The organism is Rhodanobacter sp. MP1X3, from assembly GCF_014207165.1.
In the GTDB taxonomy this organism is placed as follows: Bacteria; Pseudomonadota; Gammaproteobacteria; order Xanthomonadales; family Rhodanobacteraceae; genus Rhodanobacter.
Genome location: NZ_JACHCO010000011.1, coordinates 12,497 through 25,201, shown reverse-complemented (window position 1 = coordinate 25,201; position 12,705 = coordinate 12,497). Strand labels below are relative to the sequence as shown.

The following is a 12,705-nucleotide window of genomic DNA, read 5'->3' as shown; positions in this document are numbered from 1 at the left end:
TGCGCGTCGATTACGTACCGCGCATCGCTCTACTTCTACGGGGAAAGCTCATGAAATACGACTTGAATCACCTATCCATGGCGGTGCGTCTGGCTTTGGCCGTAGGTGTTTTCTCGGTGGCTGGCGCGATCCAGGCACAAGACTCGACAACCACCACCGATGCCGCCGCGAGCAGCCAGGCCAAGCCGGACCAGCCATCGAAAGACAAGGCAAAAACCTTGCAGGCCGTATCCGTCACCGGCTCGCTGATCCGCCGCGTGGATAGCGAAACGGCCAGCCCGGTGGTAACCCTGGATCGCGCCAATATCGAGGCCTCGGGCAAATTGACTCTGGGCGATGCGCTGCAGCAACTTCCCAGCGTCCAAGGTAATGCCACCAACACCCAGAACAACACCAACGGCGGTGGTGTCGCAAGCCCCAATCTGGAGGGCGGCGATGGCGCAGCGCGCATTTCACTGCGCGGACTGGGCGAAGACCGCACCTTGATGCTGGTTGATGGCCAGCGCCTGGCCAATCAAGACCTCAACATGATTCCACAAAGCATGATCGAGCGGGTCGACGTCCTGGCCGAAGGTGCCTCCACGGTGTACGGCTCAGACGCCATCGGCGGTGTGGTCAACTTCATCCTGCGCAAGGATTTCAAGGGCGCCGAGCTCAGCATCAACGATGGCATTTCCAGTCACGGCGATGGCCAGCGGCACGGATTCGATCTTACGCTCGGCGAAAGCGGCGAACGCGGCAGTATCGTCGTGGGCCTGGACTACAACAAATACGACCCCGTGCTCGCCACCCGACGCGACTTCTCCGCCCATCAGCTCTACCTGTCGAGCGGCGTAATCACGCCATCCGGCTCCAGCAACATCCCGACCGGCAAGATTCAGGTACCTGCCCTCGTTAGCCAGCTCGGCTGCAGCTCAGGCTACGTCACGCGGGCACAGGGCAGCGGATCGAGCCAAAGCGATTACCGCTGCTACCGCGGCGCCCCCGACACCTTCAACTACAACGCATACAACTATATCGAGACCGAGCAGGAGCGTACCAACGCCTTCGCGCTCGGCACCTACAAATTCACGGACGATATCACCGGCTATGCGAACGTGTTCTACGACCACACCCATTCCAGCGGCCAGGATGCCCCCGAGGGGACTTCGGCGAACAGCGACGGTTGGTACGTTCTCGCCAGCAACCCAAACAATCCGTTCGGCATCACCTTCGGCACGCCTCCGGGCGGCGGCACGAACAGTGGTTATGGATTCAACACCCGACTTACCGGACTCGGCACCCGCCTGCATACCTTCACCACCGACAACCTGCAGCTCAATACTGGCCTGCGCGGCAATTTCGGCCAGAGCAGCTGGACCTGGGATGCTTCGCTCAATTACGGCTATTCGAAGCGCCAGCAGAACGACTTCAACGAGCTCAACATTGACGATCTGCAGACCGCCATCAACAACGGGGCGAATATCTTCGATCAGTCCAGCCCGGCGGTCACTTCAGCATTGCGCTCTGCCGTGGATACGCCAGTCTATGTCAAGACCGATAGCCAGAAGCAGGTTCAATTCCAAGCCAGTGGCGAGCTGTGGGATCTGCCGGCAGGCCCGATCATGCTGTCCGTGGGCGCCCTGTATCGCCACGAGTCGATGAACTACACCGTAAGCGACGACGCCATCCTCGATGTCGACTCGCTCAGCTGCCAGCTGGTGCAGGAAGCCTGCGGCGGGCCAGGCCGGGGAGCAGACAGTGTCAAGGAGTTGTATGCCGAATCATTGATTCCGCTGCTCTCCCAACAGCCATGGGCCGAGTCGTTGAACCTCGACTTGGGCATCCGCACTTCGGACTACAGCACTACCGCAGTCGACACCAACAAAAAGATCGCGCTCGAATGGAAGCCGATCGCCGATCTGCTGGTGCGGGGCACCATTTCCCAGGTATTCCGCGCCCCAAATCTTGACGAACTCTACGATGGCTACAACATCACCAACCCGAATCTGAACGATCCGTGCACCAATCTCAGTTCCGCGCAGCTCGCGCAACACGCCAACGCGTGCCAATACGTGTCGGTCGGTTACACCCCCCAGGGCCAGCAGATAGACGGCTTGACCTCCGGTAGCAAGGTACTCGGCGGATCGTTGAAGCCCGAACAAGGCAAGTCCGTCGATATTGGCCTGGTCTACGACCCCAGCTGGTTGCCCGGCGTGTCTACCACGGTCGACTTCTGGCACGTCTATCTGACGGACACGCTGACCACGCTGACCGCGCAAACTGCGGTGAGCTCCTGCTTCAACAATGAAAACAGCCCATATTGTTCGTACATTCACCGCTACGATGACAGCACGCAAGAAGCCGGCCAGATAGATTACGTCAGCACGCCTGCGGTCAACCTGGGCAACCTGAGCACGACTGGCATCGACTTCACATTGAACTACCAGATCCCGCATTTCGATCTGGGCAATTTTGACCCGGGGCGGTTCAAGGTCGGCCTCAATACCACCTACACCTCCACCTACAAGAACGATGCAACTCCCGGCGAAGCTAGCGCATCGACGATCGACTACGCCGGCACCTATAGCGCGCAGTTTGGCAACATCGCTCGCTGGCGTGGCACCTTGTCGCTCAACTGGACGAAGGGCAACTGGAGCGCCCAGTGGCAGACCCGATACGTCAACAAGGTGACCAACCTCAATGCCGATGCCGACATCCCCAATGTAAATATACCGATGGCTTCGGTGCTTTATCACTCGATCCAGGTCGGCTATGAGGTGCCGTCGATCCATACTCGGTTCGACATCGGCGTGGATAACCTCAGCAACAAGATTCCGCCGCTGTCCTACCAGAACGCCACGAACTACAACGTGGATACCTCCACCTATGACACCCTTGGACGCTATTTCTGGGCCCGCGCCACGATCAAATTCTGATTTGCAAACGCAAAGGAAGTCCTCGTGAGACAACCGCTGGCCGTGGCGCCGCCAGCGGATACCGGATCGACCCCGCATGACCCTCTCAAGCACCCATCTCGCCGATGCCATGGCGTCCGCCTATCGTGCCGGCGAGATGGAACGGGTCATCGCTCTGGCCGAACCCATCGCGCAGTCCGGTGAAGCCGACGAAGCGGTCACGCTGCTGCTGGGCTTGGCCCAGCAGGCGACGCATCGCTATGCCGAGGCCGCTGCATCTTTCCGCCAGCTCACGCAGATGCGGCCCGACGTTTCCGCCTACTGGAACAATCTGGCACTCGCTTGCCGGCAAACGGGCGATACGCCCGAATCGGAACGGGCCCTCCTGATAGCCCGATCGCTGGCTCCGGGCGACGCGGAGGTGCAATACAACCTGGGTCTGCTTTACGTGCAAGAGCGGCGCTGGCTGCTGGCCCGCCAGGCATTGATGGATGCGGTGCATCTGGCCCCCCATTTCATCGAAGCCCGGTTGCAGGCCGCGCATGCCTGCTACGTCTGCGGCGACAACACGGGTCAGGAAGCCATGCTGGCCGGTGCGGCCGACTGGCCACCGCAACCCGCCGAACAAGCGTTGACCTTGGCCGCCATGCTGGCCGTGCAAGGGGATCTGCACGCCGCCTTTGATACGCTGGCGCGAGCCGAACTGCCAGGGGAACCCGACGCGGGCAGCATGCGATTGCGCATCACCGCACGGCGGATCGCACTTCACGAGCGAAGCAATCAGATCGAGCGCGCGAAAACCGAGTTGATCCAGCTGCCACTGAGTGCGCTGGATCAACTAACTACGGAAGCACAACACGCCCGCGCGGAAGGCTGGGCGGCACACGCCGCCATGGCCATGCGTGAAGCCGCCTATGCCAATGCCGCCGAACTCTATCAACGGATGCTTGCGCTCGCGGTCGACAACGAAAGCCAGGCGGCTGCGAACTTTGGCCTGGCATCTGCTTGCGACAAGCAGGGTAAGTATCGTGAGGCGTGGCAGGCTGCTTCCGCGGCGCATGCAGCACAGCTGCATATGGCGCGCGACGTGCTGCCGGAGCTGCTGGCAGCCGATAGCCAACCATTGCAGATGACGAGCCGCGTTGTCAGCCACATCGCGCACAACGCCTGGACGACGCTGACCTCGCCATCGCGCGAGCAGAGTCCGGTCTTCGTTGTCGGTTTTCCGCGCTCGGGCACGACCCTGCTGGAACAGATGCTCGATGCCCATCCGGATTTCCGGTCGATGGACGAACGCGCCTTTATCCATGAACTGACCGAACGCATGGAGCAGGCCGGACAGCATTATCCCAACCATCTGGCGAATCTGACCCAGACCGAAGCCGACCATTTGCGCGCCGTCTACTTCAAGATGGTTGGCAATGTGCTGCCCGACCTTGGCGAACACCGCTTGGTCGACAAGAATCCGCTCAACATGCTGTGCCTGCCGATGATCATGCGGCTGTTTCCAAACGCGCGCATCGTTCTGTGCATCCGCCATCCATGCGATGTTTTATTGAGCTGTTACATGCAGCCGTTCCGCTCGCCGGCGTTCATGGTGCTGTGCTCATCGCTGCAGCGTCTGGCGCGCAGTTACGTACAGGCGTTCGAACACTGGTACCAGCACGTCGACGTCTTTGCACCGGGCGTGCTGGAGTGGCGCTATGAATCCGTGGTCAGTCATTTTGACGATCATGTCGCGCAGCTGGGGCAGTTTCTCTGCGTCGCCGATGCTACGCCGATGGCACGCTTCGCCGAACATGCGCAGGACAAGCGTTACATCAGCACACCGAGTTATGCCCAGGTCACCCAGGGTATCCATCGCAAGGCGGTGAACCGCTGGCACGCTTATCGGAAACCATTCCAATCCGTGCTGCCGATATTGCGGCCGTTGATGGACCGCTTCGGCTACAGCGAATAGACGCCGCTTTGGACGTCCAAAAAAACAGCGCCGAAGCGCTGTTTTTTTATCTCGCACTGCAAGTATGGGTGACGCTGCCTTACTGACCTGCGGGAGGTGAGACCGAAGTGGGCGCTGCCGGCGCGGCAACAGCCGCTGCACCGGACACCAGCACGGAATCCGTACCCTTGCCAGCGTACGGCAGTACCTGGGCAGCCAGCTTGGAATCGCCTTTGATCAGACCGACCGCGTCGGAAATGATGTGCGCGGTCTCGTTGAGCTGCACGTCCTTGGCCTTCTTGGCGTCTTTCTCTTCTTTCAGTTCGCTGCTGAGGCTGCGCTCGTTGGCATCGAGGCCGTCGTCCAGCGCACTGTCGTCGTCACTCAGCAACGCATCGGAACCGTCGATCGCCTTGTGCCGCGTGCGGAAGCCGGCCTGAATCGCATCCTGCTGCTTGCGTTCGGCCTCACGCGTGGCAAGGTTCATCGACACCGATGTCTTTGCGCGCATCATCTTGTACTGCGCCAGTTCGTCCAGCATCAGCTGCCATGCCGGCGACTTTGCCGTGCGTGCGTCGTGCATCTGCTGCAGCTGTGGCAGATAGGCGTGCAGGTCAGCCACCGGCTGGTAACCGGCCGGCGAGATCTGCGTCCACTTCAGCGCGTTGTCGTAGGTCGACTCGCCGTAATCCTTGTCATCCCCGTTGTTCGGGAACGCGAGGTCCGGCGTTACGCCCTTGAGCTGGGTAGAGCCGCCGTTGATCCGGAAAAACTCGGCGATGGTCATCTTCAGCTCGCCGTACTGCGGCTTGCCGTCAGGGTTCTGGCTGAAATGGTCAAGGTCGACCAAGTTCTGCACGGTACCCTTGCCGAAGGTCGGATTGCCGATGATCAGACCACGGTGATAATCCTGGATTGCCGCCGCAAAGATTTCCGAGGCCGATGCCGAACCACGGTTGACCAGCACGGCCAGCGGGCCCTTCCAGACCATGCCGGGGTCCTCATCGCCCTGTACCTCGACCTGACCCTTGGCATCGCGCACCTGCACGACCGGGCCCTTGTCGATAAACAGGCCAGTGAGCGAATCGGCTTCGGCCAGCGAGCCGCCACCATCGTTGCGCAAATCGACGACCACGCCTTCCACACCCTCGGCCTTCAGCTCGTTGAGCAACTTGGTCACGTCGCGGGTGGCGCTCTTGAAATCCTTGTCACCCTCGCTGCGAGCACCGAAATCGGAGTAGAAGCTCGGCAGATCGATCACGCCGATCTTGCGCGTCACGCCGGCATCGGTAATCTCGATGACCTTTTTCTTGGCCGCCGACTCCTCGATGCTGACCTTTTTACGCACCAGCGTGACGGTTTCAGGCTTGCCATCAAGGCCGGCATCCGCCGGCAAAATCTCGATCCGCACCGTGGTGTCTTTCTTGCCGCGGATGCGGTTGACCACGTCGTCCAGACGCCAGCCGATCACATCGGTGACCGGGCCAGTCGCGCCTTCGCCGATGCCGACGATGCGATCGCCCACATGGATCTTCTCGGACTTGGCCGCCGGACCGGCAGGCACCAGTTCGTGGATTTCGGTGTAGTCATCACGCGCCTGCAGCACCGCGCCGATGCCTTCCAGCGACAGTCGCATCGCAATATCGAAATTCTCGGCGTCGCGTGGGCTGAGGTAATCGGTATGTGGATCGGTCGAGTGGGCGTACGCCGTCATGAAAGTCTGGAATGCATCCTCACCATCGAGCTGCTTGACGCGATCGATGTAGCCGGCGTAACGCTTGTCCAGCGTCTTGCGGATGTCGTCATCGTTCTTGCCGGCCAGCTTCAGGCGCAGCCAGTCGTTCATCGTGCGCATGCGCCAGATGCTGTCCAGCTCGGTCTGGTCCTTCGGCCAAGCCGCATCCTTGCGATCGAAGGTGTAGTTGTCGTTGGTCGTGAAATCGAAGCCCTGCTTGAGCAAGCCGCGCGCGTAGGTCATCTGCTTGACGGCGCTTTGCAGGTAGTCGTTGAACACTTCGAACGGCGCCGACAGATCCTGGTTCCAGATCGCATCGTCGAATTTGGTTTTCATCGGCGCGAACTTGTCCATGTCCGCCTGCGTGAAGAAGACCTTTTCGCTATCGAGCAGCTTGAAGTACGCGTCGTAGATGCGCGCCGACATGGCGTCATCGAGTGGCTTGGCGTCGTAGTGGAAACGCGTCAGGAAGCGCGCGGAGAGCTGCGCGGCTTGGGTTTCATTGGTGGTGGCCTTGAGCGGCCATACAGACGCTTTGCGGTTCTGCGTGCCGGCACCGAGGTCGGCCGCGGATTGGGCCGCGACGCGGGTGACGGTGAGTGCAAGCAGCAGGACCAGCAGGGGACGAAATTTCATGAATTCTCTCAGGCTGACTCGGTAACACCGGCTGCATGGGCCTGCAGGTCGGCGTGATAGGACGAACGTACCAACGGACCGGACGCGACATGATGGAAACCCATCGCCTCGCCGGCTTCACGCAAAGCCTCGAATTCTTCGGGAGTCCAGTAGCGCACCACCGGATGATGGTGCGGCGTCGGCTGCAAATACTGCCCGATGGTGATCATCTCGACGTCATGGGCGCGTAAATCTCCCATGGTCTCGATCACCTGGTCCCAGGTTTCACCCAGGCCAAGCATGATGCCGGACTTGGTCGGCACGTCCGGATGCTGCGCCTTGAAGCGCTTGAGCAGGTCCAGCGACCACTGGTAGTCGGCGCCAGGGCGCACTTCGCGATACAGGTGCGGCACGGTTTCCAAGTTGTGGTTGAACACGTCCGGCGGAAAATCCTTGAGTACTTCCAGCGCGCGCTCCATGCGACCCTTGCCGCGGAAGTCGGGCGTGAGGATTTCGATTCTGATGTTCGGACTGGCGTGACGAACCGCGCGGATGCAGCTGGCGAAGTGCTCGGCGCCACCGTCGCGCAAATCGTCGCGATCGACCGAGGTGATCACCACGTAGCGCAGACGCATGTCGGCGATGGTCTCGGCCAGGCGCGCCGGCTCCAGCGGATCGGGCGCGACCGGGCGGCCATGCGCCACGTCGCAGAACGAGCAGCGCCGCGTGCAGACTTCGCCAAGAATCATGAAAGTGGCGGTGCCCTTGCTGAAGCACTCGTGGATGTTCGGGCACGAGGCCTCTTCACACACGGTGACCAGCGAGTTTTCGCGCAGGCGCGCCTTCAACTGCTGCACGGCATTGCCCTGCGGCAACCGGACGCGAATCCAACTGGGCTTGCGCAGCGTCGGCACGGCGGTATCGAAACCCGCACGGTTCAGCGCGATCTTGTCGTTGCCCAGCTTTTTTTCAGGCACGCGCGTATCCACAGTGCCGGTAACGACGCTGATCGGAATGATGCGGATTGGTGTGGCGGAAGTGTCGCTCATCGGCAGTACCTAGACCGCCACGCGGGCGGGGAGTTCAGGTAGAACAGGAGCGGCCGGCTCGGCATCGAAACCGAACTGGCGGCAAAATTCACCGATCAGCACTTCTTCGACGTCCGCCAGACGCGATGGACCGCCGCAGTCTACCATCTGCGTCACTTCCAGGCCCTTGTAACCGCAGGGGTTGATGCGCTGGAACGGCTCCAGATCCATGTTCACGTCCAGGGCCAGACCGTGGAAGCTGCAGCCGCGACGCACGCGCAATCCCAGCGCAGCGATCTTGGCGGCACCCACATAGACACCGGGCGCGCCATCGAGCCGCGCGGCTTCAATCTGCCAGTGCGCCAGGCTGTCGATGATCGACTGTTCGATCTTGTTGACCAGTTCGCGCACGCTGACGCCGACGCGGCGCAGGTCGATCAGCGGATAGGCCACGATCTGCCCCGGCCCGTGATAGGTCACCTGGCCACCGCGGTCGACCGGCACCACCGGAATATCGCCCGGGATCAGCACGTGCTCCATCTTGCCGGCCTGGCCAAGGGTGAACACCGGGTCATGCTCCAGCACCCAGAGCTCGTCGATGGTATCGGCCACACGGTTGTCGGTGAACGCACTCATCGCCCGCCACACCGGCTCGTAGGGCTGGCGGCCAAGGCGACGGACTTTCAGCGGCAACGACATGGATGGCCTGGGGCGAGGGGGGCGCAGAACGAGCAACATCAGGGGCAAAAGCCACGAATCAAGGCGCCGCGCCCAAAAAAGACGATCGCATTCCGGCGGGAAAAGCGAGAAATCGGCAATAGCGCAGGGCAACCGATCCCTGTTCCATATTGTCCGCCCCGCTTTTCATAGCGTGTACCGAATATCCGCATTCTCGCGCAGCGCAGTGTGTGCCGCTTCGTACTGCTCGCGGCTTTCGCAGCGGACAGTGACGGTGACCGAGACGTAGTTGCCTTCGCCCGATTGCCGGTGCCGCACGGTTTCGTGGAAAACGTGCAGGCCGGCGCGATCAAGGATCTGCGGCACGTGGGTGGGCAGGTTGGCACTGGCCTTGCCGACCGCGGTGATCTCGAACTCACCGGGAAACTGGAAGCCCTTGCCGTCCTGCTTGGCCTTGCTGAAGTCGATCGGTTCCATCACTTGCTACCTGGGGCGGGTTCACTGGTGGTCTTGCTGCTGTGGAACCAGAGCAGGATGCTGTCCCACAGGCGACCGAAGAAGCCGCACTGTGGCGCATCGTTCAGGGCAATCAGCGGGATCGTCTGCACCGGCTGGTCGGCCAGCGTGATGCGCAGCGTACCGACCTGCTGGCCTTTCTTGAACGGCGCGATCAGGGTCGACGGAATATCCATCGTCGCCTTGAGCTGGTCGTACTGGCCACGCTTGACGGTGACCTGGACGTCGTCGGCAACGCCGATCGGCAGCTGGTTTTGCTCACCCTTCCACAACTTCGGCGTAACCAATGGCTTGCTGGCGTCGTAGAGCTTGTGTGTTTCGTAGAAACGGAAGCCGTAGCTGAGCAGGGCCATCGCCGAATCGGCGCGCGCCTTCTCGCTGCTGGCACCCATCACGATGGCGATCATGCGCGACTCGCCCTGCTTGGCCGACGCCGCCAGGCAGAATCCAGCCGCCGCGGTGTGGCCGGTCTTGATGCCGTCCACGCTCGGATCGCGCCACAGCAACGTGTTGCGGTTGCCCTGCTTGATGCCGTTCCACTCGAACTGCTTGATCGCGGAGATCGCGTAGTCTTCGGGAAAATCATGAATCAGCGCGCGCGACAGGATCGCGATGTCGTGCGCGGTGGTGTAGTGGTTGGCGATCGGGTAGCCGGACGCGTTCTCGAAGTTCGAGTTGACCATGCCCAGCTGCTTGCCGTACGCGTTCATCAGGCCGGCGAACGCATCTTCGGAGCCGGCGGTGTGCTCGGCCAGCGCGATCGCCGCATCGTTGCCGGACTGGATGATCAGGCCGTACAGCAGATCCTTCAGCGGCACCTGGCTATTGAGCTTGAGGAAGCTCGTGGAACCGTCGGTACCCGCACCGCCGCCGCGCCAGGCACGCTCGCTGATGGTGACCGGATCGGTCATGTGGATCTTGCCGTTGGCCACTTCGGCCGATACCACGTAGTCGGTCATGATCTTGGTGATCGAAGCCGGCTCCACGCGCAGGTCGGGATCCTTCGAGGCGAGAATCTGGCCCGTGGCGTAATCCATCAGCACCCAGCTTTTGCCATCCACGTCCGGCGGCGGCGGCACCGGTGCATCGGGCACCACGGGTCGCGGTACCGGCGAGGGACGCGGTGGTGGCGTTTGCGCGACGGCAACGCCGAGCAGCAAGGTCAGGGCAGCAAACGGAACCAGGGTGCGGCGCAAAAAATTCATCGTTGTGTGTCGTCCAGTCTTTGAAATGGCGTCACCGCACGGGCGTCGGCATCGAGTAACAAGAGGTTGAAAAATTCCGCTCAGTCTACCGCGACGCGCGGCCTGGGCAGACCCATGTCGGTGATCTGGTCACTGACTTTGTCAGCGCTATCCGCATCTGCCAGCGGTCCGAGGCGCACACGATGCAGGGTGTGACCGTTGATTTCAGCATCCATTACCTGCACCGGAGCAAAATTGGCCGCACGCAATCGCTGTGCCACCTGCTCCGCATTGGCCGAATCGGAAAACGCGCCGACCTGCAAATAGATGCCCGGTAGCTTTCCAGGCGGCGCGGCCGGGGGCGGTGGTGGCAGATCGCGTATCGGTTCGCCGGGATCGATGCCTCGCACTTCCACCAGGCCGGTGCCCTTGGGCCAGACGCCAATCTTCACCGCGGCCACGTAGGACAGATCGATTACCCGATCCTCGTGAAACGGACCGCGGTCATTGATCCGCACGATCACGCTTTTGCCGTTGGCCAGATTGGTGACGCGCGCATAGCTGGGCAGCGGTAACGTCTTGCTGGCAGCGGTGAAGCTGTACATATCGTAATTTTCGAGGCTGGACGTCTTGTAACCGTGGAACTTGTTCCCGTAGAACGACGCGATGCCACGCTCCACATAGCCGCTTGCCGAAGGCAGCACGTTGTAAGTGCGACCGAGCACGGAATACGGCGATTTGTTGCCATAGAGAGCGCGCGGCTCGACCTTCGGCACGGGTTCGACCAGGTTGCTGATATCCGGCGGAGGGCCGTCCGGCACGCTGTCGTCACTGTCGCGATAGCGGCTACTCTGGGATTTGCTGGTGTCATCGGTAAAACCGCCGCTGCTGCCGGCGTAGCCCGCGGAAGGTGCCGACGACGATGGCGATGCGCGACCATAAGCACGCGGCGTGCTTTGGGTCGGCTTGGCTTTGGAGCCACTGCAAGCGGTCAACAGCAGCAGGATCAGAAGCAGCATGGTGGCCATCAGCGCCGCCGCTGCCGACCTCGCCCGGCCGCCGCCGATTTTTCTCATTGCGCCGAGTCCGCCTGCACGCCGGCCGCAATCGCCTTGGCCAGTTGATCGACCGCCATCGCGTAGAGCGGGCTGCGGTTGTAACGCGTGATCACGTAGAAATTCGGGAAGGTGAACCAGTACTCCCGACCGTTTTCACCCTGCAGCGTCTGCAGGCTGCTGAGCTGCCCGGGATTCACCGACTGCAGCGGCGCATAGCCCCACGCTTCGAGCTGCTCCAGCGGCCACTGTGGCTGGGCATCCTTCACCGTGATCGGCTTTGACGCAGCGTCCGGCTGCGCGCGCATGGCCACCTCGCCACCACTGACCCAACCGTGCTTGGCGAAATAATTGGCCACACTGGCAAGGATATCGGGCAGCGAGTTTTTCAGATCGATATGGCCATCGCCGTCTTCGTCCACCGCAAAATCGCGGATGCTCGACGGCATGAACTGACCCCAGCCCTCGGCACCGGCGTAAGAGCCGGTCAGCGTATCGATGGGGCCGCCGAGATGGCTGTCGGGCAGCTCCAGCAACGTTTTCAGCTCGCCGCGGAAAAACGCGGCGCGCGGTGGGTAATACAGCCCTAGCGTAACCAGCGCATCGAGCACCTTGTACTTGCCGGTGACGCGTCCGTAGAACGTTTCCACGCCCACGATCGCCACGATGTACTGCGGCGCCACGCCGTACTGCTGACCGATCTGTTCCAGCAAGGCGCGGTGTTCGCGATAGAACGCGATGCCGTCATCGATACGCTTGTCGGTCAGGAAGATCGGGCGGTACTCGCTCCACGGCTTGGCCTCGGCCGGACGACCCATCGCATCGAGAATGCTCTGCTTTCGTTGCGCGCCATCGAGCAGCGCATTCAGCACCAAGGGGTCCTTGCCGGTATCTTGAACCACCTCGCGTACCAGCGCGTCCTGACCGGGATGCGTTTCGGCCAGCGCAGGTGAAGGCGCTGCCATCGACAAAAGCATCGAGGCGACGACCACTCGGATCGGGGCGACGTTGAAGCGCGATACGGAAGTAGCAGTCATGCGGGATTTTCGTTGGCGTTG

General features: G+C 61.6%; 9 protein-coding genes. 2 read left to right on the top strand and 7 right to left on the bottom strand.

The genetic code is table 11. From position 1 onward, the window contains the following. Positions 1–50: 50 nt before the first annotated feature. Together HDE79_RS21125 and HDE79_RS21120 are read left to right on the top strand one after the other, a co-directional pair. Positions 51–2,918, top strand: a complete 2,868-nt coding sequence (locus tag HDE79_RS21125) for a TonB-dependent receptor (RefSeq protein WP_184605114.1) — start codon at positions 51–53, stop codon at positions 2,916–2,918. A gap of 76 nt (positions 2,919–2,994) precedes the next feature. Further along, positions 2,995–4,857, top strand: a complete 1,863-nt coding sequence (locus HDE79_RS21120; protein WP_184605112.1) for a sulfotransferase family protein — start codon at positions 2,995–2,997, stop codon at positions 4,855–4,857. 79 nt (positions 4,858–4,936) lie between these two features. On the opposite strand, the gene HDE79_RS21115 is transcribed toward HDE79_RS21120, so the two are convergent. From HDE79_RS21115 to mltB, 7 genes are all read right to left on the bottom strand, one after another. Further along, entirely contained in the window at positions 4,937–7,207 is a 2,271-nt protein-coding gene (locus HDE79_RS21115; protein ID WP_184605110.1) for a carboxy terminal-processing peptidase, read from the bottom strand. An 8-nt stretch (positions 7,208–7,215) separates the two neighbouring features. Beyond that, positions 7,216–8,235 (bottom strand): lipoyl synthase, encoded by a 1,020-nt coding sequence (gene lipA, locus HDE79_RS21110; RefSeq protein ID WP_184605108.1) that lies wholly within the window; start codon positions 8,233–8,235, stop codon positions 7,216–7,218. A gap of 9 nt (positions 8,236–8,244) precedes the next feature. After that, the gene (gene lipB, locus HDE79_RS21105; protein WP_184605107.1) at positions 8,245–8,913 is read right to left on the bottom strand and encodes a lipoyl(octanoyl) transferase LipB; all 669 of its coding nucleotides are present in this window, start codon (positions 8,911–8,913) and stop codon (positions 8,245–8,247) included. A 165-nt stretch (positions 8,914–9,078) separates the two neighbouring features. Then, the gene (locus HDE79_RS21100) at positions 9,079–9,369 is read right to left on the bottom strand and encodes a DUF493 family protein (RefSeq protein ID WP_184605105.1); all 291 of its coding nucleotides are present in this window, start codon (positions 9,367–9,369) and stop codon (positions 9,079–9,081) included. Then, on the bottom strand, positions 9,369–10,613 hold the full coding sequence (locus HDE79_RS21095) for a D-alanyl-D-alanine carboxypeptidase family protein (protein WP_184605104.1): 1,245 nt from the start codon (positions 10,611–10,613) through the stop codon (positions 9,369–9,371). The genes HDE79_RS21100 and HDE79_RS21095 overlap by 1 nt, the downstream gene beginning before the upstream one ends. Positions 10,614–10,693: 80 nt before the next feature. Then, entirely contained in the window at positions 10,694–11,668 is a 975-nt protein-coding gene (locus HDE79_RS21090) for a septal ring lytic transglycosylase RlpA family protein (RefSeq protein WP_255488539.1), read from the bottom strand. Then, on the bottom strand, positions 11,665–12,684 hold the full coding sequence (gene mltB / locus HDE79_RS21085) for a lytic murein transglycosylase B (protein WP_184605102.1): 1,020 nt from the start codon (positions 12,682–12,684) through the stop codon (positions 11,665–11,667). Before mltB ends, HDE79_RS21090 begins: the two co-directional genes overlap by 4 nt. Positions 12,685–12,705: the final 21 nt, after the last annotated feature.